At 69.2% G+C, this 22,174-nt stretch carries 20 protein-coding genes; 9 read left to right on the top strand and 11 right to left on the bottom strand.

The window, feature by feature from the left end:
- The first annotated feature begins 193 nt into the window (after window positions 1-193).
- The 5 genes from IG04_RS0132635 to IG04_RS0132615 are packed head-to-tail and all read left to right on the top strand — an operon-like array spanning window position 194 to window position 5,754.
- On the top strand, window positions 194-1,465 hold the full coding sequence (locus tag IG04_RS0132635; RefSeq protein WP_030480590.1) for an extracellular solute-binding protein: 1,272 nt from the start codon (window positions 194-196) through the stop codon (window positions 1,463-1,465).
- A gap of 10 nt (window positions 1,466-1,475) precedes the next feature.
- Complete coding sequence (locus tag IG04_RS0132630) at window positions 1,476-2,474, top strand: carbohydrate ABC transporter permease (protein ID WP_030480589.1); 999 nt, start codon at window positions 1,476-1,478, stop codon at window positions 2,472-2,474.
- The gene (locus IG04_RS0132625; protein WP_030480588.1) at window positions 2,474-3,292 is read left to right on the top strand and encodes a carbohydrate ABC transporter permease; all 819 of its coding nucleotides are present in this window, start codon (window positions 2,474-2,476) and stop codon (window positions 3,290-3,292) included. Before IG04_RS0132630 ends, IG04_RS0132625 begins: the two co-directional genes overlap by 1 nt.
- 3 nt (window positions 3,293-3,295) lie before the next feature.
- Window positions 3,296-4,714, top strand: coding sequence for a glycoside hydrolase family 3 protein (locus IG04_RS0132620; protein ID WP_030480587.1), 1,419 nt, complete (start codon window positions 3,296-3,298; stop codon window positions 4,712-4,714).
- Window positions 4,711-5,754 (top strand): SIS domain-containing protein, encoded by a 1,044-nt coding sequence (locus IG04_RS0132615; RefSeq protein WP_030480586.1) that lies wholly within the window; start codon window positions 4,711-4,713, stop codon window positions 5,752-5,754. Before IG04_RS0132620 ends, IG04_RS0132615 begins: the two co-directional genes overlap by 4 nt.
- Window positions 5,755-5,859: 105 nt before the next feature.
- Here IG04_RS0132615 and nagA read toward each other — a convergent pair whose 3' ends face one another.
- Window positions 5,860-7,059 carry an N-acetylglucosamine-6-phosphate deacetylase gene (gene nagA / locus IG04_RS0132610; RefSeq protein ID WP_051771138.1) on the bottom strand — a complete coding sequence of 400 codons (1,200 nt, stop codon included), beginning with the start codon at window positions 7,057-7,059 and terminating at the stop codon, window positions 5,860-5,862.
- A 189-nt stretch (window positions 7,060-7,248) separates the two neighbouring features.
- Here nagA and IG04_RS0132605 point away from each other — a divergent pair, with 189 nt between their 5' ends.
- Window positions 7,249-7,923, top strand: coding sequence for a FadR/GntR family transcriptional regulator (locus IG04_RS0132605; RefSeq protein WP_030480584.1), 675 nt, complete (start codon window positions 7,249-7,251; stop codon window positions 7,921-7,923).
- Here the strand turns inward: IG04_RS0132605 and IG04_RS0132600 are convergent.
- Window positions 7,909-8,787, bottom strand: a complete 879-nt coding sequence (locus IG04_RS0132600) for a LysR family transcriptional regulator (RefSeq protein ID WP_030480583.1) — start codon at window positions 8,785-8,787, stop codon at window positions 7,909-7,911. The two genes, IG04_RS0132605 and IG04_RS0132600, sit on opposite strands and share 15 nt — an antisense overlap.
- 71 nt (window positions 8,788-8,858) lie before the next feature.
- Here IG04_RS0132600 and dapA point away from each other — a divergent pair, with 71 nt between their 5' ends.
- Window positions 8,859-9,716 carry a 4-hydroxy-tetrahydrodipicolinate synthase gene (gene dapA, locus IG04_RS0132595; protein WP_030480582.1) on the top strand — a complete coding sequence of 286 codons (858 nt, stop codon included), beginning with the start codon at window positions 8,859-8,861 and terminating at the stop codon, window positions 9,714-9,716.
- Here dapA and IG04_RS0132590 read toward each other — a convergent pair.
- Genes IG04_RS0132590 through IG04_RS0132550 form a run of 9 tightly spaced genes read right to left on the bottom strand, consistent with a single transcriptional unit; the run spans window position 9,713 to window position 18,271 of the window.
- On the bottom strand, window positions 9,713-10,543 hold the full coding sequence (locus tag IG04_RS0132590) for an amidohydrolase family protein (protein ID WP_030480581.1): 831 nt from the start codon (window positions 10,541-10,543) through the stop codon (window positions 9,713-9,715). The genes dapA and IG04_RS0132590 overlap by 4 nt on opposite strands.
- Window positions 10,540-11,496: an aldo/keto reductase gene (locus IG04_RS0132585; RefSeq protein ID WP_211257851.1), complete on the bottom strand. Its 957-nt coding sequence runs from the start codon at window positions 11,494-11,496 to the stop codon at window positions 10,540-10,542. The genes IG04_RS0132590 and IG04_RS0132585 overlap by 4 nt, the downstream gene beginning before the upstream one ends.
- Entirely contained in the window at window positions 11,493-11,804 is a 312-nt protein-coding gene (locus IG04_RS0132580) for an L-rhamnose mutarotase (RefSeq protein WP_030480579.1), read from the bottom strand. The genes IG04_RS0132585 and IG04_RS0132580 overlap by 4 nt, the downstream gene beginning before the upstream one ends.
- Window positions 11,805-11,807: 3 nt before the next feature.
- Window positions 11,808-12,821, bottom strand: a complete 1,014-nt coding sequence (locus IG04_RS0132575; protein WP_030480578.1) for an ABC transporter permease — start codon at window positions 12,819-12,821, stop codon at window positions 11,808-11,810.
- Entirely contained in the window at window positions 12,818-14,308 is a 1,491-nt protein-coding gene (locus IG04_RS0132570; protein ID WP_030480577.1) for a sugar ABC transporter ATP-binding protein, read from the bottom strand. The genes IG04_RS0132575 and IG04_RS0132570 overlap by 4 nt, the downstream gene beginning before the upstream one ends.
- Window positions 14,308-15,342 (bottom strand): sugar ABC transporter substrate-binding protein, encoded by a 1,035-nt coding sequence (locus IG04_RS0132565; protein ID WP_030480576.1) that lies wholly within the window; start codon window positions 15,340-15,342, stop codon window positions 14,308-14,310. Before IG04_RS0132565 ends, IG04_RS0132570 begins: the two co-directional genes overlap by 1 nt.
- 14 nt (window positions 15,343-15,356) lie before the next feature.
- A complete protein-coding gene (locus IG04_RS0132560; RefSeq protein WP_030480575.1) occupies window positions 15,357-16,109 on the bottom strand; it encodes an SDR family NAD(P)-dependent oxidoreductase in 753 nt (250 codons plus the stop codon).
- Window positions 16,102-17,412 (bottom strand): enolase C-terminal domain-like protein, encoded by a 1,311-nt coding sequence (locus IG04_RS0132555; protein ID WP_030480574.1) that lies wholly within the window; start codon window positions 17,410-17,412, stop codon window positions 16,102-16,104. The genes IG04_RS0132560 and IG04_RS0132555 overlap by 8 nt, the downstream gene beginning before the upstream one ends.
- A gap of 4 nt (window positions 17,413-17,416) precedes the next feature.
- Window positions 17,417-18,271 (bottom strand): fumarylacetoacetate hydrolase family protein, encoded by an 855-nt coding sequence (locus IG04_RS0132550; protein ID WP_030480573.1) that lies wholly within the window; start codon window positions 18,269-18,271, stop codon window positions 17,417-17,419.
- A 272-nt stretch (window positions 18,272-18,543) separates the two neighbouring features.
- Here IG04_RS0132550 and IG04_RS0132545 point away from each other — a divergent pair, with 272 nt between their 5' ends.
- The gene (locus IG04_RS0132545) at window positions 18,544-21,201 is read left to right on the top strand and encodes a S8 family peptidase (protein WP_276326723.1); all 2,658 of its coding nucleotides are present in this window, start codon (window positions 18,544-18,546) and stop codon (window positions 21,199-21,201) included.
- A gap of 63 nt (window positions 21,202-21,264) precedes the next feature.
- Window positions 21,265-22,170 (top strand): N-acetylglucosamine kinase, encoded by a 906-nt coding sequence (locus IG04_RS0132540; RefSeq protein WP_338043624.1) that lies wholly within the window; start codon window positions 21,265-21,267, stop codon window positions 22,168-22,170.
- The last annotated feature ends 4 nt before the right edge of the window (window positions 22,171-22,174 follow it).

The following is a 22,174-nucleotide window of genomic DNA, read 5'->3' as shown; positions in this document are numbered from 1 at the left end:
CACAAGGATGCCTTGTCCGTGTCGATTCGTGCGTCCGAACCCCCTACATCCGCCCCGAAATTCGTCCGATGACTTCGCAACGTCTTGGCAACGCGCTTGACAGACGCGGTGACGCAGCACACGCTGTTCCGCATTGGTCTACACCACTTGGACGTTCCGGCCGAGTGCCGGACTTGGTGAAAGGGCGCGAACTGTGAAGGGCTGGAGAGGACTCGCTGCTGGTGCCGCCGCACTGGCAGTGGCCGTGTCAGGTTGTGGCACGAGCACGAGTGGTAGCGGCACGGAGACCAAAGAGATCACCGTGTGGCTCATGGACGGCTCAGCGGCGCCGACCCTGACCGACGCCTTGAACAAGGAGTTCGAGTCAGCGAACGGCATCAAGGTCAAGTACGAGGTCCAGAAGTGGACCGGCATTCAGGAGAAGCTGACCACCGCGCTGGCGAGCAGCACGCCGCCGGACGTCATCGAGCTCGGCAACACCCAGACGGCGAGCTTCGCCGACCAGGGCACGCTGGCCGACCTGACCGCTGACGCCGGTCAGTTCAACAGCGGTGAGTGGCTGGGTGGCCTCAAGGACTCGCTGACGCTCAACGGCAAGCAGTACGGCGTTCCGTTCTACGCCGCGAACCGCACCGTCATCTACCGCACCGACCTGCTCCAGGCGGCCGGCGTCACGACGCCGCCCGCCTCGCGTGCCGAGTGGATCGACGCGATCAACAAGCTCAAGGCCGCCAACGCGTCCAACCCGGACTTCCAGGCCCTGTACCTGCCGGGTCAGTCCTGGTACTTCCTGCTCTCGCTGATCTGGGACGAGGGCGGCGACATCGCCAAGCAGGACGCCGGCAAGTGGACCGGCACGCTCGACACCCCGCAGGCGAAGGCGGGCTTCGAGGCCTACAAGGCGATCTACGAGGCGTCGGCCACCAAGAAGGTTCCGGCTGACATCGACGAGGCGAAGCCCCAGCAGATGGAGGTCTTCGGCACGGGCAACGTGGGCATGATGGTCGGCCTCCCGTGGGAGCTCGGCGGCGCCGTGAAGGCGAAGCCGGACCTGGCGGACAAGACCTCGGCGTTCCCGATCCCGTCCAAGAAGGCCGGCGCGTCCGCTCCCGTGTTCCTGGGCGGCTCGAACCTCGCCATCCCGACGTCCAGCAAGAACACCGAGGCGGCCAAGAAGTACCTGGCGCTGCTGTCGTCCAAGAAGTACCAGGACATGCTCGCCGAGGGCGGCGCGGTTCCCGGCACCTCGAAGGACACCGCCAAGCTGGCCACCAACGCGGTCGGCAAGGCTCTCGCGGCCTCCTCCCCCAACGGCAAGGTCACCCCGGTGACGCCGAAGTGGGCGGCCGTCGAGGCGGGCCAGAACCCGCTGAAGGACGCTCTCACCGCGTACCTGACCGGCGCCAAGACGCTGGACCAGGCGACGAAGGACGCGAGCGACGCCATCACCAAGGCCATGGCCTAGCCAAGCTGAGATGACGGCCGTCAAAACGACCGAAACGGCAGCGCCGGTGGGGAACATCCCCCCGGCGCTGCCGCCTGCCGTGACGGGTGGGGCGCGCAAGCGCCGCCGCCGGGGCAGCGCCTTCGACCGGGCGCTGCCCTACCTGCTGCTCGCTCCCGCTCTCATCGCGATCCTCTGGCTGATCGGCTGGCCGGTCGTCTCCGTCTTCGTGACGAGCTTCCGCCAGCTGAACCTCGGCGAGCTCGTTCGCGGTGAGGTCGTGTGGACGGGCTTCGAGAACTACGTGGCGGTGCTGAAGGACGAGCGCTTCTGGGAAGTCTCGTTGCGCACCGTCGTGTTCACCGTCACCGTCGTCGTCGCGTCGGTGGGCGTGGGCCTCGGGATCGCACTGCTGATGCGCGTGCTCACGCCGTGGGTGCGAGTCGCTCTGCAGATCGCGATGCTCTGCGCCTGGGCCATGCCGATCCTCGCGTCGACCACGGTCTACCAGTGGATGTTCGACCAGAACTACGGCATCTTGAACAAGACGCTGGTGCAGCTGGGTTTCGACTCGTTCGCCGGCTACTCGTGGTTCTCCTCCGGCACGTCGACGCTGTCCGTCGTCGGCCTGCTGATCATCTGGCAGGCGATCCCCTTCCTCGCCTTCTCGCTCTACGCGGGGCTCGTCGGCATCCCCCGCGATCTCTACGAGGCGGCGGGCATCGACGGTGCCACGGGCTGGCAGACGTTCCGCGCGGTGACGTGGCCGGAGATCCGGTCGCTGCTGATGATGGTGACGTTCCTGTCGACGTTGTGGGACTTCAAGGTCTTCGCCCAGATCTGGGTGTTCCGCGAGGGCGGTCCCAGCGGTGAGAGCACGACGCTGCCTGTGTTGCAGTACCTGGAAGGCATCGCGAAGAGCCACTTCGGCATCGCGGCCGCGATCTCCGTGCTGATGATGGTCATCCTCGGCCTGATCACGTTCCAGTACCTGCGCAAGCTGCTGCAGACCGAGGAGGGCAAGCTCTGATGCTCAAGAAGTCCGCAGCGAACTTCGCGGGTCTCGCACTCGCGTTGTTCTTCCTCTTCCCGACGTACTGGATGATCACGACGGCGCTGAAGCCGAGGGGTTCGACGATCACGTCGGACTACGACCTGATCCCGTTCTCGGTGACGTTCACGAACTTCGTGACGGCGTGGACGAAGCCGGGCTTCCTGTCCTCGCTCGGCAACAGCCTGCTGGTGACGCTGACCGCGGTCGTCGCCGCGATCGTCATCGGCATCACCGCGGCGGTCGCCATGTCGCGCTTCGCGTTCCGCGGCCGCAAGAGCTTCGTGCTGCTGATGCTGGTCGCGCAGATGGCGCCGTTCGAGGCGTTGCTGATCCCGATGTTCCTGATGATGCGGGACCTCCAGCTCTACGAACACCTCTCGTCGCTGGTCCTCGTGTACTTCGCGGTGACGCTGCCGTTCTGCGCGTGGACGTTGCGCGGGTTCGTCAACGGCATCCCGGTGGAGCTCGAGGAAGCCGCGATGGTCGACGGCTGCGGCCGTTGGAAGGCGTTCCAGAAGGTGACCCTGCCTCTGCTCGGGCCGGGCCTCGTGGCCACGTCGGTGTTCGCGTTCATCACCGCGTGGAACGAGTTCCTGTTCGCCAAGGTGCTGATCCGCAGCCAGGACAGGGAGACCCTGCCGGTGTGGCTGTCCGGGTTCCAGACCGCGTTCGGCACGGACTGGGGTGGCGCGATGGCCGCGTCCGTCCTGTTCACCGTGCCCGCGCTGGTGTTCTTCCTGATCGTGCAACGCAAGATGGTCGCCGGCGTCACCGCCGGTGCAGTGAAGGGATGACGCGTGGATCAGTTGGCCGCTGCCGTTCTGCTTCCCGGCTTCACCGGAACGACCGCCCCCGACTGGTTGCTGCGGCGGGTCGCTGACGGTCTCGGCGGCGTTGTGCTCTTCGGGCGCAACGTCGTCGACGACGCCCAGGTGACCAGGTTGTGCACCGAACTGCGTTCGGTGCGCCCGGACGTGGTGATCGGCATCGACGAGGAGGGCGGCGACGTCACGCGTCTGGACGCGGGCCGCGGCTCCGAGGTGCCGGGCAACCATGCCCTGGGCGCGGCGAACGACCTGGACCTCACGCGCTCGGTGGCGGCGTCCATCGGCGCGCGGCTGGCGAAGTGCGGGATCTCGCTGAACCTGGCGCCGTCCGCCGACCTGGTGCTGACGCTGGACGACCCGATCATCGGCGTCCGGGCGTTCGGGTCGGACCCGGTGCTCGCCGCCCGGCACGTCGCCGCGTGGGTCGAGGGCCTGCAGACCGTGGGCGTCGCCGCCTGCGCCAAGCACTTCCCCGGCCACGGAGCGTCCACTGAGGACTCCCACGAGCAGCTCCCGGTGCTTCCCCGCACCGAGGAACAACTGCGCGCCGTGGAGCTCGTCCCGTTCCAGGCGGCCGTGAACGCGGGCGTCCGCTCGATCATGACCGGCCACCTCGTGATCCCCGAGTGGGGTCCGGCGCCGGTGACGCTGAACAAGCACGCCATCGACCTGCTGCGCACCGAGCTGGGCTTCACCGGCGCGGTGATCACCGACGGGCTGGACATGAAGGCGGTGGGCGGCGACCTGGCCGTCGGCGCCGTCCGGGCACTGGCCGCCGGGGTGGACTCGTTGTGCCTGGGCGGCATGGCCCTGGACGACGACGACCTGCAGTGGCTGATCGACTCGATCGTCGCGGCCGTGAAGTCCGGCGACCTGTCCGAGGAACGCCTGACCCAGGCAGCGGCCCGCTCCCTGGCGCTGGGCCTCCCGCCGTCCACCGTCGACGCCCACGACGCCGAGATCGGTCTCACAGCCGCTCGACGCGCTGTGTCCGCACGTGGCCGGGTTAGTGTCGGGACGGACCCGGTGGTCGTCGACCTGGTGGTGGACTCCTCGATCGCGGTCGGCGACGTCCCGTGGGGCCTGGGCCCGTACCTCAAGGAGGTACTTCCCGGCACCGAGGTGATCGCGGCACGCGACATCTCGGCCGACGAAGTTGCGAAAGTCGCGGGTGACCGCACGATTGTGGTCGTCACGCGCGACGCCCACCGCCACTCCGCCGCTCGACAACTGGTAACAAACTTAACTAATCTGCAGCTGGACGTGGTGCACGTCGAAACCGGCGTGCCTGGTCCGGACCTGGGCAGCGTCGCCCGCGTCGACACCCACGGCGGTTCTCGGGTGAGCCTCCGAGCCGCGGCCGAGCTGATCCTGAAAGGCACGACATGACCACGCCCCAGCCAGGCCGGCACATGGCAGCGGAGATCGCCGCGCAGCCGTCGATCTTCTCCGACCTCTACGCCTCGCGGTCCGCGATCGCGGAGGTGGCCGCCGTGATCCGCGAACGCGCTCCGCGCTTCGTGCTCTTCGCGGCCCGCGGTTCGAGCGACCACGCCGCGATCTACGCGAAGTACCTGACCGAGATCCTGCTCCAGCTCCCCGCGGGCCTGGTCTCCGCGTCCACCACGACGCTGTACGGCGCGGAGCCCGACCTGCGCGACGTCCTGCTGGTCACGGTCTCCCAGTCCGGCGGCTCGCCCGACCTCCTGGAGGTCACCGCCTCCTACCGCAGGCGCGGCGCCCTGACCGTGGCCGTGACCAACACGGCGGACTCCCCGCTGAACGCGGCCGCCGAACTCTCGGTGGACGTCTCGGCGGGCGTCGAGCACGCGGTGGCCGCCACCAAGACCTACTCGGCCACGCTGCTGGCCCTCTACCTGCTGATCGACGCCGTTCGCGGCGGCAACGGCGAGGCGGCGGCGTCGCTGGGCGAACTGGCCCAGGTGACCCTCGACCAGGCGGCGCCGACCGTCGACGAGGCCGTGCGCCGCTACCGGTTCGTGGACCGCGTCCTCACCACGGGCCGCGGTTACTCCTACGCCACGGCGCTGGAGGCGTCCCTCAAGCTCGCGGAGACGTCGTACCTGGCGGCACGCGCCTACAGCGGCGCCGACCTGCTGCACGGTCCGGTGGCCGCGGTGGACGGCGAGACCGCGGTCCTGGCCATCACGTCACTGGGCAAGGGCGGCGACTCGCTGCGCGACGCCCTGGACGTCGTGCACCAGCGCGGTGCCGACGTCGTGGCCGTCGGCTCGGCCTCGGAGAAGATGGGGGCGACGCTCGCCATCGCCATCCCCGAAACCGCCGAGGAAGTGGCGCCGGTGCTGGAGATCCTCCCCGTGCAGCGCCTGGCCCACGGCCTGGCACTGGCACGCGGCGGCGACCCGGACAGCCCGCGCGGCCTGAACAAGGTCACGCGCACCCTGTAGGTCCGGCAAGGACGAGAGCCCGCCTGGTCCCCCCAGGCGGGCTCTTTCCTCGGCCAGCGAAAGGCCCGCCCGGTTGTCACCGAGCGGGCCTTTCGCCGACTGTGCCTACTGTCCTGCGGTGGCGTACCCGGCCACGACCGGTGCCACGGGCACCTCGGCGTCGAACACGACCCGTCCGTCGACCCAGACCTTCTTGGGCCGCAGGTCGTCGTCCCACCACACCAGGTCCGCGACGGCCCCCGGCGCGAGCCGGCCGAGACCGGACTCACCGATGACCTCGGCGGGCACGATCGTCGCCGATGCCAGCGCGTCGGCCACCGGAACACCCACGGACACGATGTTCCTCACCGCGCGGTCGAGCGTGAGCGCGGAACCCGCGATCGTGCCCTCCGGCGACCGGGGCACCCCTTCCTCGGTGAGCAGCACGTCCGCCCCTCCGAGGTGGTAGCGCCCCGGCGGCATCCCCGCGGCGGCAACGGCATCCGTCACCAGCGCGACTCGTGCCCCGGCGGCGTTGAACACGAGGCGGCACACGTCCGGGCCCACGTGGGCCAGGTCCGCGATGAGCCCGAGCGTGAAGCGCTCGTCCACCAGCGCCACCCCGGGAACCCCGGGCTCGCGATGCCCCAGCGGACGCTGGGCGTTGAACAGATGCGTCACCATGCGGGCACCCGCATCGGCGGCGGCGCGGGTCTGCTCACCCGTGGCGTCGGAGTGGCCCACCGCGACGAGCACGCCGGCCTCGACGAGACGGCGTACCGCCTCCAGGCCACCGGGCTGTTCGGGAGCCATCGTCACCATCCGCAGGGCGCGGCGGATCAGCTCGTCGTCGAGCAGGGCCGAGATCTGGTCCGGACCAGGCTCGACCATGAACGACGGGTCGTGCACCCCTGCCCTTTTGGGCGACAGGAAGGGGCCTTCGAGGTGCACGCCGAGAGGGCGGGCACCAACTCCGTCCGGCAGAGCGGCGGATGCGGCCAGAACCGCCCGCGCCTGCCTCAGGACCACGTCGACCGGTGCGGTGATCAACGTGGGCAAGAACCGGGTCACACCGGTGGACGGCAGAGCTTCGGCCACGGCACGCATTCCGGCGGCGTCCACCTCGGCGAAGTCGACGCCGACGGCGCCGTTCACCTGCACGTCGACCAGGCCCGGTGTCAGCAGGCCGTCGGACAGGACCTCCGCGCCGGGTGGTGCTTCACCGGTGGTCACCTCGACGATGCGGCCGTCCCTGATCCGCACCGAGGCAGGACCGACGATCGTGCGACCGAGCAATGCGCGCGGTGCTGCGACAACGGCGTCCAAGATCCCTCCTTGAATGGTCCAGACCATTATGGCCACAACAGAGGTCCGCGTCACGCGTCGTTAAGAGATAACCATCTTACATAACACCTGGTGAATCAGGTCCAAAAAGACCGGGATGCCACGAAGATGACCACCCGTGGCGCATACTGGCCCTCAGACATCCGAGGTCTACGACGAGTTGAGGGTGCCGTGGCAGTCACTGACGATGCGATCCTGCGCGTCAAGGAGATGATCGTTTCGGGCGAACTCAAGCCCGGCGACCGCCTCCCGCGGGAGGCTGACCTGGCAGAACGTCTCGGTCTGTCGCGCAACTCGCTGCGCGAGGCCGTGAAGGCACTGTCACTCGTCCGGGTGTTGGACGTCCGCCAGGGCGACGGCACGTACGTCTCGTCACTTCGCGCGGACGACCTGCTCGGCGCGCTTTCCTTCGTGCTCGATCTGCACCGCGGCGAAGATTCGGTGCTGGAAGTCCTCCAGGTACGCCGGATTCTCGAGCCCGCGGCGGCCGCCATGGCCGCCCAGCGCGTCGATCCGGAAGAGATCATCAAGCTCCGCGCCCTCTGCGACGCCGCCGAAGGCGCGAAGTCCGTGGAGGAACTGGTCGAACACGACCTCGACTTCCACCGCGCCATCGCTCAGTGCTCGGGCAACGCCTACCTGGCCCAGCTCCTCGACACGCTGGCAGGCCCGACCGTTCGCGTCCGCATCTGGCGCGGCATCACCCAGTCGAACGCCGTGGACCGCACGGTGGCCGAGCACCGTGCCATCGTCGACGCGCTGGCCGCACACCAGCCGGAACTCGCGCGCAGCTGGTCCACGGTGCACGTGGCAGGCGTCGAGCAGTGGCTGTCAGACCTGGCGTAGCTGCTCCAGCACCACGCGCACCGCAGGCTGCCCGTCCGCCCGGTTCCGCACCACGGCCGAGACCGTCCGGAACACCTGCTGCTTCAACGGCCGCAACGCCACCCCGGGCCGCCGGGCCACGGACGGCACCAGGGCGACCCCCAGCCCGGCCTCGACCAGCCCGCACATCACCCCGAAGTCGTCGCAGTAGGCCTGCGCCCGCGGCACGAACCCGGCGGCACCGCACGCCCGCTGGGTCAGCTCGTGGCACGACGCGTCGGTGCGCGGCATGATCCACGGCCGGTCGGCCAGCACGGACAGGTCCACCGAATCCTGCTGCACCAACGGATCGCTCAACGGCAGCGCCACGTTGACCGGTTCCACGAACAGCTCGAACGACTCGCAGGACTCGGGCAGCGAGCGCGGCATGATGTTGTACGAGTGGATCACCGCGATGTCGATGTCCCCGCGCCGCAACGCGGGCAGTGACGCCTCGGGTTCCATCTCGTGCACGAACAGGTCCACATCGGACCCGTGCGCCGACCGCAGTACCTGGATCACGCGCGGCAGCAAGGCTGCGACCGACACGAACGCTCCGACGCGCACGGCGCCGGACACGGACGTGCGCAGCGACGCCAGGTCCGCCTCCGCCGCGGCCAGCTGGTCGAGAACCAGCTGCGTGTGCGCCGCCAGCACGTGCCCGGCGCGGGTGAGCACGAGCCGGCGCCCCTCCCGTTCGACCAGGGCGACGCCGGCCTCCCGTTCCAGCGCGGCCAGCTGCTGGGACACGGCCGGAGAGGTCACGTGCAGGGCCTCCGCGGCGGCGGTGACCGTGCCGTGGACCGACAGGGCGTGGAGCAATCGGAGCCTTCGCACATCCAACACAAAGCTCAGCTTAACGTTCCGGGCAGAACTTCTAACTGGAACTTTGCGAAGACTGGAGTCACGCTGGAGTCATGTTCGGACGAGTGCTGGTAGCGATGGTCACCCCGTTCACCCCCGACGGTGACCTGGACCTCAAGGGTGCGCAGGAGCTGGCGGCGCACCTCGTCGACAAGGGTGGCGTGGACGGGCTGGTCGTCAACGGCACGACCGGCGAGGCGCCCACCACCACGGACGCCGAGAAGGCGCAGATCATCAGGGCCGTGCAGGAGGCCGTCGGCGACCGCACGCAGATCCTCGCGGGCGTCGGCACCAACTCCACGCGCCACACCATCGAGCTCTCCCGCCAAGCCGAGGAGAACGGCGCCGACGGCCTGCTCGTCGTCACGCCGTACTACAGCAAGCCCACGCAGGAAGGCGTCGAGAACCACTTCAGGCAGGTGGCGAACGCCTCCGGGCTCCCGGCGCTGCTCTACGACATCCCCGGCCGCACCGGCACGGCGATCGACACCGAGACGCTGCTCCGGCTCGCCGAACACCCGCGGATCGCCGGCGTGAAGGACTGCAAGGCCGACCTGCTCGCTACCGCGCGCGTGATCGCCGAGACCGGCCTCGACTTCTACTCCGGCAACGACGAGCTGATCCTGCCGCTGTACTCGATCGGCGGCGTCGGCACGGTCAGCACCGTCGGCCACGTCGTCGGCAACGAGATCAAGGCGATGCTCGACGCCTACGACGAGGGCGACAACAAGGAAGCCCTGCGCCGCCACCAGGCGTTGCTGCCGGTGATCACCGCGATCATGACCCGCGAACCCGGCGCCGTCGCCGTCAAGGCCGCGCTCACCCTGCTCGGCCTGCCGGCGGGCCCGGTCCGCGAACCGCTCGCCGGGGCGACTCCCGAGCTGATCAACGAGCTGAAGGCGCTTTTCTAGAGTGCATAGACCCGGCGAGCAGTGCCCGCGAAGATCGCGGCCTGCTCGTCGGGCGACAGCTCGGCGACCAACTCCCGAGCCGCGCCAAGCCACTCCTCGTAGGTGGCCGCCAGCAGGCACACGGGCCAGTCCGAGCCGAACATCAGCCGCTCAGGCCCGAACGCGTCCAGCACGACCTCGAAGTACGGCCGGAGCGTCGCCACGTCCCACGACTTCCAGTCGGCCTCGGTGACCAGGCCGGACAGCTTGCACGTCACGTTCTCGTGCGCCGCCAGCGACCGGATCAGCTCGGCCCACTCCCCCGGATCCGAACCGATCGCGGGCTTCGAGCAGTGGTCCACCACGAACTCGACCTGCGGCAACGCCGCCACGGTCCGGCGCGCGGCCGGCATCTGGTGCGGCAACGTCAGCAGTTCGTAGACCAACCCATGAGCGCCCACGGCTGCCAGCCCGTTCCAGACGTCCTTGCGGCACAACCACTCCGGGTCCGGCTCTCCCTGCACCTGGTGCCGGATCCCGCGCAGCCACGAGCCATCAGGACCATCCACCAACGCGGCCAACGAGTCGCCGACGGCAGCCGAGGTCAGGTCGGTCCAGCCCACCACCGCGCCGACGACGTCCGAAGAAGCCGCCACCGCAAGGAACTCCGGCGTCTCCTCCGGCACGCACACCGTCTGCACCAGCACGGATGTGGCGACCTCGGGTGCGGCGGCGACGAAGTCCGGCTCCAGGAACGACCGCCGGATCACGCCCATCGGCGGATCGGTGATCCAGCCCTGGTCCCGGACGGACAGGTCCCACAGGTGGTGGTGAGCGTCGACGATCACGGCGTCGGAACCTCCGCATCCAGCAGTCCCAACGACTTCAGCTCCTCCCACAGCCCGGCGGGTATCGAAGCCGAGAAGTACTGAGCGTTCGAGGTCATCTGTGAGGCGTTGCGCGAGCCGATCACGACCGACACCACCGCGGGATGCCCGAGCGCGAACTGGATGGCCACCTCGGGCAACGTCACCCCGTGCCGCTCGCAGACCGAAGCGATGGCCCGAGCCCGCGCCACCAGGGCGGCAGGAGCCTCTTCGTAGTCGTACTTCGCATCGGCGGCCACGACGGGCTTCGACAACAGTCCGGAGTTGAACACCCCGCACGCCACCACCGAAACACCGCGCTCGACGCAGGCAGGCAGGAACGACGGCAACGCGGGCTGTTCCAGCAACGTGTACCGCCCGGCCAGCATCACCACGTCGATGTCGGTCTCGCGGACGAACCGCTCCGGCATCTCCCACTGGTTCATCCCGACGCCGATCGCGCCCACGACACCCTGCGACCGCAGCTCCTCAAGAGCCGGATAGGCCTCACCGAAAGCCACATCCCAGTAGTCGTCGGGATCGTGGATGTAGACGATCTCCACCCGGTCGGTCCCGAGACGCTCCAAGGAGGACTCGAGTGACCGCTTCACGCCGTCGGCCGAGTAGTCCCGAATCCGCCGGAACGTCCGCGGCACCGCGAAGCCCTCGTCATCGAACCCGGTGCCGTCGAACGGCTCCAGCACCCGCCCGATCTTCGTGGAGATCACGTACTCGTCGCGCGGTTTCCCTGCCAGCGCCGCACCGAGCCGGCGCTCCGACAACCCGAGCCCGTAGTGCGGCGCCGTGTCGAAGTACCGGACCCCGGCGGCCCATGCGGCCTCCACCGCACCGACAGCCTCGGCCTCGGGCGTCTCCCGGTACAGGTTGCCGATCGGCGCGGCACCGAAGCCAAGACGAGAAACAGCGACCTTCACGGCAGCTCCCACACGAGTCGCACAGCGGGTTCGGCGCCGGAGTAGTCGTCCTCGACCTCCAGCAGTTCGGCCATCCGAGCCTGCCACGGAACGTTGGCCGGGTGCTCGGCCAGATAGGCGCGCATCGCGTGGAAGTCATCCACCTCGACGAGGTGGAACAGCTCGCGCCCAGAACGCCAGATCCGCCACGACGAGACACCGGCCGCGCGCAGCGCCTCGTCCAGTTCCGAGGGAATCGTCGCGTGGATGCGGTCGTAGTCGGCCTCGCGTCCCTCGCGAAGCCGGGTGTGCAACGCAACGGTCTCCAACGCTCACTCCTGTTTCTGCCCGGTGGCGAATCGCGTCACGATCAGCGCCAGGATGATCACCGCACCATACGAGGCCTTGATGTAGAAGCCGGAAACACCCTGCAACCGCAGGATCTGCTCCACCAGCCCCAGCATCAGCACGCCGGACAACGCGCCGAACAGCGTGCCCTTGCCGCCCTGCAGCGAGATTCCGCCGATCACCGCGGCCGCGAAGACCTGGAAGATCATGCCCTCGCCCTGTGTGGCGGCAACGGAACCGAGCCGTCCGGTCATCAGGATGCCCGCGATCACGGCCAGCACCGAACCGATGATCAGCACGGTCCACACCACGCGGTCGACCCGGATGCCGGCGGCCCGCGCCGCCTCCGAGTTGCCGCCGATCGCGTACAGCGAACGGCCTGCGCGCAGGTACTTCAGCACGAAGATCCCCGCCGCGTAACAGACGACGCAGATCCACACCGCCGCCGGCAGCCCGAGCCACGTCGTGGAACCCAGGTACAGGAACGACTCCGGCACGTCGATCAGCGACTTGCCCTCGGTGATCGCGAGCTGCAGACCGCGCAGCAACGTCAGCATGCCCAGCGTCACCATGAACCCGGACAGCCCGACCTTGAGGATCAGGAACCCGTTCAGGCCACCGATCGCGACGCCGATCAGCAGACACAGCGGCAACGCCAGCCACGCCGCGAAGCCGACGTCCAGCCCACCGGCCGAGGACGGGATGATCAACGCGACCGCCAGCGCGGGCGCGAGACCGACCGTCGACTCCAGCGACAGGTCCATCTTGCCGACGATCAGGATCATCGCCTGGCCCAGCACCAGCAACGACAGCTCGCTCTGCTGGGTCAGCACGGCGATCAGGTTGTTGGGCGTGAGGAAGATCGGCGAGAGGATCGCCCCGATGATCAGCAGCAGGATGATCACCGGGACCAGCGCGAGGTCCTGGTACCGCGCCAGCCGGAGCTTCTGCTTCTCCGGCGCGGGTGCCGCGACCGGCGGACTCATGGCCTTGGTCATTCCGCTGTGTCCATTTCTTCGGCAAATCCTTCAATCGCAGAGATGAGTTCCTGATCGCGCCAGCCGCGTGCGAACTCCCGCACGACCTGGCCGTGGAACAGCACCAGAACACGGTCGCAGACCCGCAGGTCGTCGAGCTCGTCGGAGACGACGATCGCGGCCTTGCCCCGGCGCGCCTGCGCGTCGACGACCCCGAGCAGCGACTCCTTGGACTTCACGTCGACACCCGCGGTCGGGTTGATCAGCACCAGCACGGACGGATCGCCGGCCAGAGCCCGCGCCATCACGACCTTCTGCTGGTTGCCGCCGGACAGGTCCGAGACCGGCTGGTCCGGACCGGCGGCCTTGACGTCGTATGACGCGATCGCCGTGCTGCCGGCCGACCGCTGCGCCGACGGCCACACGAACGCACCGGCGGTGCTCATCGTCGCGTTCTCCGCGATCGACAGGTCCAGCACGAGCCCCTGGTGGTGCCGGTCCCGTGGCACACAGCCGATTCCGGCTTTCAAAGCGGCCGGAACATCGCCTCCACGCACCACCGAACCGTTCACCGAGATCGTGCCGGCAGACGGTTTGCGCAGCCCGTAAACCGTCTCCGCGAACTCGTGCTTGCCGGACGACGCGCTGCCCGCGAGCCCGATGACCTCGCCTTTCCTCGCGGACAGTGAGATGTCCGAGAAGTGGTCCCCGCTCAACGCCGACACGGTCAGCACTTCCTCGGGGGAAGAAGGCCTGTCGTCGCCGCTGGGCACGTTCAGCCCACCGGCCTCACCGGTCATCGCCTCGATCAGGTCGGGCTTCGACATCTCGGCCACCGGAGCGGTGACGATGTGCCGCGCGTCGCGGTAGACCGTCACCGTCTGGCAGACCTCGTAGACCTCCTGCAGGTGGTGGGAGATGAACAGGAACGTCACTCCCTTGTCCTGCAACGACCTCATCCGGTCGAACAGCCGCTCGATCGCCGGGCCGTCGAGCTGCGCGGTCGGTTCGTCGAGGATCACGAAGCGCGAGCCGATCGACAACGCCCGCGCGATCTCGACCAGCTGCCGCTGCTCGACGGTCAGCGTGGACACCAACGACTCGGGGTTCACCGCCACGTCGTAGGTCTCCAGCAGCTCCGAGGCCTGAAGACGCAACTTCTTCCAGCTGATCAGGCCGCCGCCGAGGTCCTGCCGGTTGATGAACAGGTTCTCGGCGACCGAAAGTTCCGGCACGACCGTCGACTTCTGGTAGACGCAGGCGACGTGCCGGCGCCAGGCCGAACTGTCGGCGACGGGCGGCGCGGGTTCGCCGAAGAAGCTGACCTCGCCCGCGTCCGGCGTCTGCATGCCGGTCAGGATCGAGACCAGCGTCGACTTGCCCGCGCCGTTGCGACCGACGAGCGCGTGCGACTCGCCAGCCCGGATCTCGATGCTCACGTCGTCCAACGCGAGCGTGCGCCCGAACGTCTTCGTCACGCCCCGCGCGACGGCTGCGTACTCGGTCATCAGATCTGGTTGCCCCAGAACGCCTTGTCGTCCACGTTCTCCTTGGTGATCAGCGGCGCGGGCAGCTGGTCCTCAAGACGGCCGCCGCCCACGTCGACGATGGTGGAGTCGTGGTCGGTCGGGCCGGGCTGGAACGTCTTGCCCTCGACAGCGGCCTTCGCGTAGAAGAGCGCCCACTGCGCGTAGAGGTCGGCCGGCTGCGACACGGTCGCGTCGATCTCGCCCTTGCGGATGGCTTCGAGCTCCGACGGGATGCCGTCGTTGGAGACGATGAAGACGTGCTTGGGGTCGCTCGGCGGGACCAGCAGGTTCTTCTGCTTCAACACCTGCAGCGTCGGCGCGAGGAACACACCACCGGCCTGCATGTAGATGCCGTTGATGTCCGGGTGCTGGTTCAGCCTGGTCTGCAGAGCCGCGGACGCCTTGGCGCCGTCCCAGTCGGTCGGCTCCTCGAACACCGTGATGCCGGGGTAGTTCTGCTTCATGCAGGCGGCGAACGCCTCGGAGCGGTCGCGGCCGTTGACCGACGACAACGCGCCCTGGAACTCGATGACCTTGCCCTTGCCGCCCAGCTTGTCGCCGAGGAACTTGCAGGCCTTCTCGCCGTACGCCTTGTTGTCCGCGCGCACGACCATGTAGGTCTTGCCCTTGTCCGGACGGGTGTCGACGGTGACGACCGGGATGCCGGCCTTGTCGAGCCGGTCCAAAGTGGACGCGATCGCGCCGGTGTCCTGCGGGGCCATCACGATCGCCTTGGCGCCCAGCGACTGCAGCGACTGCGCGTTGGCGACCAGGTTCTCGACCTTGTTCTGCGAGTTGGTCGGGTTCAGCAGGTTGATCCCGAGTTCCTTGGCCTTGTCCGGGAAGTACTTGATGTAGGAGTTCCAGAAGTCGGAGTCGGCCCGCGGGTGGTCGGCGCCGATCGGGCCGATGCCACTGGCGCCGGTACCGGCGGCACCACCGCCGCACGCGGACAGTGTCAGTGCACCGGCGAGCGCGAGGCACACCGCGGCGGTGAGGTTGCGACGCTTCATCGTTGAATTGCCTTTCATGACTGCTTGGGACGCAAGCGCAGGCCGTACATGCCACCGTCGACCGCGAGGATCGTGCCGGCGGTGGAACCCGAAAGCGGGCTCGCCAGGTAGGCGATGGCTCCCGCGACCTCATCGGCGGAGACGAGCCGGCCGTGCGGCTGGCGTGCCTCCAGCGCGGCTCGTTCGGCTGCCGGGTCCGGCGCCGAGTCGAGCAGACGGCTCACCCACGGGGTGTCCGCCGTGCCGGGGGCGACCGCGTTGACGCGAATGCCTTCGCGCACGTGGTCGGCGGCCATCGCGAGCGTCAGCGAGTACACCGCGCCCTTGCTGGCCGAGTAGAGAGCGCGCTGCGGGAGCCCGGCCCAGGCAGCGATGGAGCAGGTGTTGACGATCGCCGCGGACGGCGAGTTCCGCAGGTGCGGCAGCGCGGCCCGCGAGACGCGGACCATGCCCAGCACGTTGACGTCGAGCACCTTCGCCCACTGCGCGTCGTCGTTGGCCGTGACGTCGCCCTGCGCGCCGATGCCGGCGTTGTTCACCACGACGTCGAGCCGTCCGAACCGGGCGACGACCTCGGTGATGGCGGCCTTGATGCTCTCGTCGTCGGACACGTCCGCGCGAATGCCGACGAGCGGGTCCGCGACCTCCGGGATGAGGTCGAGCGCGACGACCGTGGCTCCCCTGCTGCTCAGCAGTTCGGCCGTGGCCAGGCCGATGCCGGACGCGCCGCCCGTGACGACGGCGACGAGTCCTTCGAAGTCAGTCATTCTCAGCCTCCAGTGCCGTCCACACAGGACCGTCGGGGTAGGCGTAGTCGGCCAGCGTCTCGTCCTTGAGCTGCGCGGAGAACCCCGGCGCGGCGGGTGCCAGGTAGCGGCCGTTCTCGACGACGGCCGGGTCCAGGAAGTGCTCGTGCAGGTGGTCGACCCACTCGATCACGCGCTCGCCGACCTCACCGGAGATCGCGACGTAGTCGAAGAACGACAGGTGCCTGACGAGTTCACACAGGCCGACACCGCCGGCGTGCGGGCACACCGGGACGTCGAACTTCCTGGCCAGCAGCAGGATCGCGATGTTCTCGTTGACGCCCGCGACCCGGCAGGCGTCGAGCTGCAGCACGTCGATCGCGCCGGCCTGCAGCAGCTGCTTGAAGATCACGCGGTTCTGCACGTGCTCGCCGGTGGCGATCCGGATCGGCGACAGCGCGTCCCCGATCGCGCGGTGCGCCAGCACGTCGTCCGGGGAGGTGGGCTCCTCGATCCAGTACGGGTTGTACGGCGCCAGCTCGCGCATCCAGCGCACGGCCGTGTCGACGTCCCAGCGCTGGTTCGCGTCGACCGCCACGCGGGTGTCGTCGCCGACGACCTCGCGGGCGAGCTTCATCCGGCGGACGTCGTCGTCGAGGCTGCCGCCGACCTTGAGCTTGATCATGTCGAAGCCGTCGGCGAGGGCCTGGCGGGCGAGGCCAGCGAGCTTCTCGTCGGAGTAGCCGAGCCAGCCCGGTGACGTCGTGTAGGCCGGATATCCGTCGCGGGCAATGGTTTCCGTACGTTCGGCCTTGCCGTGCTCGACCTTGCGCAGGATCTGCAGGGCCTCGTCGGGCGTCAGGGCGTCGCTCAGGTACCGGAAGTCGACGAGGCTGACGATCTCCTCGGGCGACATCCGGGCGAGGAACCGCCAGACCGGCAACCCGGCGCGGCGGGCGGCGAGGTCCCAGGCCGCGTTGACGACGGCGCCGATCGCCATGTGCGCGACGCCCTTCTCGGGGCCGAGCCAGCGGATCTGCGAGTCGCCGATCAGCTCGAAGTACAGCTCGGCCAGCGCCTTCGCGTTCTCCGGCACGTCCTTGCCGACGACGTGCGGTGCGAGCGCCTTGATGCCGGCGGCCTGCACGTCGTTGCCACGGCCGATGGTGAACGCGAGCCCGTGCCCCTCGGGGCCCTCGTCGGTCCGCAGCACCACGTACGCGGCGCTGTAGTCCGGGTCCGGGTTCATCGCGTCGGAGCCGTCGAGCTCGCGCGAGGTCGGGAACCGGATGTCGAGGACGTCCAGTGCGGTGATCTTCGGCATGGCCTCAGGCCTGCCCGAGGATCTGACGCTGCCTGCCGAGGCCCTCGATCTCCAGCTCGACCACGTCACCGGCGCGCAGGTACGGCTTCGGCTCCGGCTGGCCGAGCGCGACACCAGCGGGTGTACCCGTGTTGATGACGTCACCCGGACGAAGGACAAGGAACTGGCTGAGGTAGCGCACGATCTCCGCCACCGGGAAGATCATGTTTTTGGTGGACGAGTTCTGCTTGATCTCGCCGTTCACCCAGAGCCGCATGTCCAGGCTCTGCGGGTCGGCGATCTCGTCGGCGGGCACGAGGAAGGGGCCGAGCGGGTTGAACGTCTCGCAGTTCTTGCCCTTGTCCCACGTCCCGCCGCGCTCGATCTGGAACTCGCGCTCGGAGACGTCGTGCGAGAGCACGTACGCGCCGATGCAGCTCAGAGCGTCCTCTTCGGACTCGAGGTAACGGGCGGTGCGCCCGATGACGACGCCGAGCTCGACCTCCCAGTCGGTCTTCACGGACCGGCGCGGGACGAGCACCTCGTCGTACGGGCCCACGATCGTGTCGGGCGTCTTGAGGAACATCACGGGCTCGCCCGGGATGGCCGCGCCGGTCTCCTCCGCGTGGTCGCGGTAGTTGAGGCCGATGCAGATGACCTTGCCCGGATGCGCGAGCGGTGACCCGACGCGCACGCCCTCCGTGCTCAGGGCTTCGAGCTCACCGCTTTCGAGCGCGGCACGCACGCGGTTGACGCCGTCGTTCGCGAGGAACGCCCCGTCGATGTCCGGAGTGATCGGCAGGAGGTCGTATGTGGTCCCGTCGTTGGTCCTGACTGCAGGACGTTCGTCACCGACCGGCCCCAGACGCAAGAACTGCACGGCCGTTCCTCCTCTGCTCACACCCTACGAAATACATCGGATGTATAGCCCCGCGATACCGCCTGCGTCTAGGGCTGAGCGCGAAGTCGTCCGATGAATAAGAGGAGTTGATCATGAATCTGGTGACCGCGGCACTCCTGACGGGCGCACTACTGGCGCCGGTCGGCCCAGTCGACACTGTAACCGTTTTCGTCGAGCTGACCTCGACCGCAGCGGTCGAATCACGCACCGTTGCGCAGGCGCGTTCAGCCCGGGACCGGACGTCGGAGCACGTGTCGCGGGTCGTCTCCCGGTCCGGCGGCCGGGAAGTCGCCCGAACGACCAACGCGGTGCCCGGCGTCGTGCTGTCGGCGGACAGGGCGCGCCTCGCGGCGCTGGCGCGCATGCCCGAGGTGCGGGCGGTCCACCGGATGGTCCCCAAGAAGCTCTCGAACGCACACGCCGTCCGCCTCACCCGGACGTCCGACGTGTGGAAGTCACTCGGCAGGCTCGGCGACGGCGTGCGGATCGGCGTGATCGACACCGGCATCGACTACCGGCACGCGGACTTCGGCGGCGGAACCTTCCCGAACGCCAAGGTCGTCGGCGGGTACGACTTCGCGGGCGACGCCTACACCGGCACGTCCGAGTCCCTGCCGGAGCCGGACGCCGACCCGGTGGACTGCGACGGTCACGGCACACACGTCGCCGGCACCGCGGCCGGCTACGGGGTCAACACCGACGGCACGACCTACCGCGGTTCGTACTCCTCGATCGACCTGGACGCGATGCGGATCGGACCGGGTACGGCCCCGAAAGCGCAGCTCTACGCGTTGAAGGTGTTCGGCTGCAAGGGCGGCACGAACCTCACCGCGCAGGCGCTGGACTGGGCGCTCGACCCCAACGGCGACGGTGATTTCTCCGACAGGCTCGACGTGGTGAACCTGTCGCTGGGCAGCGACTTCGGTGCTCCGGACGACCCGGACGCGCTGTTCGTGCGCAAGCTCGTCGAGCACGGCGTGGTGGTGGTCGCGGCGGCCGGCAACGGCGGTGACTTCTACGACGTGTCCGGTTCGCCGGGCAACACCCCCGAGGCGATCTCCGTCGCGAACAGCCGCGACTCGTTCTCGATGCTGGACGGGCTGGAGGTCGCCGGTCAGCGGTGGGCCGGCCAGTACAGCCAGAACTTCAAGGAGTCCTTCGACCTCACCCTGCCCGTTGTGCGGCTTTCGTCCAATATGGATGGCTGCCAGCCGATCTCGGAGCCGCTGGCCGGGAAGATCGTCTGGCTGGAGTGGGACGACAGCGACGCCACCCGTGCCTGCGGTTCGGGTGCCCGCACCGACAACGCGTGGAAGGCCGGGGCGGCCGGGGTGCTGCTGCCGACGACGTTGCCGGTGTTCGCGGCCGGAATCGCCGGAAATGCCCACATTCCGGCGTTCCAACTGACGGCGGCGGCGTCGTCCGCGCTGCGCCCGGCGCTGGAGGCCGGGACGCTGACCGCGCACCTGACCTCGGCGTTGAAGGTCGCGGTGCCCTCCGTCGAGCCGTCCATCGCGGACACGATCACGCCGTCGTCGTCGCGCTCGCGTTCGTCGATCGCGGTGGCCGCGCCGGGCGACACGATCTTCTCCGCCGCCTCCGGGACGGCCTCGGACGGCGTGTCGCTGGGCGGCACGTCGATGGCATCACCGCACGTGGCGGGCATCGCCGCACTACTGCGCGAGGTTCATCCGGAGTGGACGGTCGCCGAGATCAAGGCGGCGCTGATGAACACCGCCTCCGGCGTGATCAGGGATTCGTCGGGTGTGCGCGAGGCGCCGATGCGGGTCGGCGCGGGCCGGGTGGACGGGCTCGCCGCGCTGTCGTCGGACGTGCTGGTGCTGGGCGACGCGTCGTTCGGCACGGTCGAGGTGGACGGTCCGGTGCTGACCAGCCGCACTCTCGAAGTGGTCAACAAGGGCTCCCGGACCGTCCGGCTGCACGCCGGCTACGAGCCGATCACCAGCGTGCCCGGCGTGTCCTTCCGGGTCACCGTGCCCTACCTCGTGCTGCGGCCGGGCGGTTCGGCCTCGGTGTCCGTGCAACTGCGGATCTCCGACACCCGCGCACTGCGCAAGACGCCCGACCCCACGGTCTCGCTCGACGAGGGCCGCCAGTTCCTGGCGGAGGCGTCCGGCCTGGTGACGTTCACGGGCGACCGATCGCTGCGGGTGCCGGTCTACGCGGCGCCGAAGCCGGTGTCGCGCCTGACCGTGGCCGGTGACCGCGTCGCCGGGCGCGGCCTCGACCAGCCCGGCTACCAGTCGCGGATGACCGTGCTCCAGCTCGGCGCGAGCTCCGGCCGCCTGCCCGACTGCGGCCCCGGCGTCCAGGACGACTGCGCCGTGAACCGCACCGCGCGTGGCGGCGACCTGCGGTTCGTGGGCGCGACGGCCACCTCCGACCTGCTGGCGTTCGGCGTCGCCACCTGGAGCACCTGGGCGAACATCGGCAGCAACATCAAGCCCGCGGTGCGGTTCTCGGTGGGCGGCAAGGACTTCGTGACCACCGCCGAGAAGCCGACGAACCCCGACGGCGAGGTGACGGCCGACATCTGGCTCGCCCGGACGGTGGTGGCCGGCACCGAGGACGTCGTGGACGAGCAGCCGCTGAACGGCCTCGACGGCTCGTCCGACACGAACCTGTTCGACAGCGACGTCGTGGTGCTGCCGGTCGCGCGGTCGGCTCTGCCGTCCGGCCCGGTGACCTACACCGCCGGCGTGCGGACCCGTTACACGGCGCCCGCCGACACCGACGACGTGGTCGACGTCGCCCCCGCGGCCACGTTCGACTACAGCCTGATCGTTCCCTCACTGTCCACAGTGGTACGTCCGGGTGATCGAGTTCCTTCTGGATCGTTGGTGTTCTTCCACCACAACGCAAGCGGTAACCGGGCTTTCGTCAGGTGACACCCGGTTGGGTGTCCCTCAGCCGACCGTCTCTCGGCATACTCGACCGTTATGGATCTGGTCGTGGGACTCGACGCTGGCGGCACGTCCACCAGGGCCCTGGTGCTCGGACTCGACGGCGCCCGCCTGGGTCAGGGCCTGGCGGGCGGCGCGAACCCGAACTCGCACCCACCTGCCGTGGCCGCCGCCCACATCGGCGAGGCGCTGGCGGAGGCGTTGGACGGTCTCGACTCCCGCAAGGTCCGCTCCGGTGTCCTCGGCATGGCGGGCGCCTCCCGCATGACCGACCCCGCGGTCCTGGACCTCTTCCAAGGAGCCTGGGAACGCGCGGGCCTGCACTGCCCGATGCGCGTGATCACCGACTGCGAGGCCGCCTTCGCCACCGGCACCTCGTCAGCGGACGGCACGGTTCTGGTGGCGGGCACCGGTTCCATCGCGGGCCGCATCTCGGGCCATCGCATGGTCGGCCAGTCCGGCGGCTACGGCTGGCTGATCGGCGACGACGGCTCGGCGTTCTGGCTGGGCCGCGAAGCCGTCCGCGCCACGGTGAAACTGCTCGACCTGGACGCACCGCTGGAAGGCCTGGCCACCGCCGTCCTGACCGCGGCGGGCGCTCGCAACCGGGGCCAGCTGATCACCGCCGTCAACGCGGCGGCGCCCATCGAACTCGCCCAGTTCGCTCCGTTGGTGAGTTCTGCCTACCACCACGGCGATCCCGAGGCGCTGACGATCGTGGCGTCCGCCGCCCGCCTGCTCGCCGACACGGCCACGGCCGTCCGCGAGCCGTCCGACACCTCCCCGATCGTGCTGGTCGGCAGCCTGATCAAGACCCCGGTCGGCACGCACCTGAAGCAGGAACTGCTCACCCGCTGCAACGCTGCGGTGATCATGACGACGGAGGGTGCGGCGGGAGCGGCCTGGCTGGCGGCGGTCGACGTGCTGGGGCCGGACGCGCCGAGGCCCAGCTGACCGC

It is taken from the genome of Lentzea albidocapillata, assembly GCF_000719115.1.
GTDB classification, from domain to species: domain Bacteria; phylum Actinomycetota; class Actinomycetes; order Mycobacteriales; family Pseudonocardiaceae; genus Lentzea; species Lentzea albidocapillata.
The sequence above is the reverse complement of the archived record's forward strand: the minus strand, read 5'-3'. Positions and strand labels throughout refer to the sequence as shown.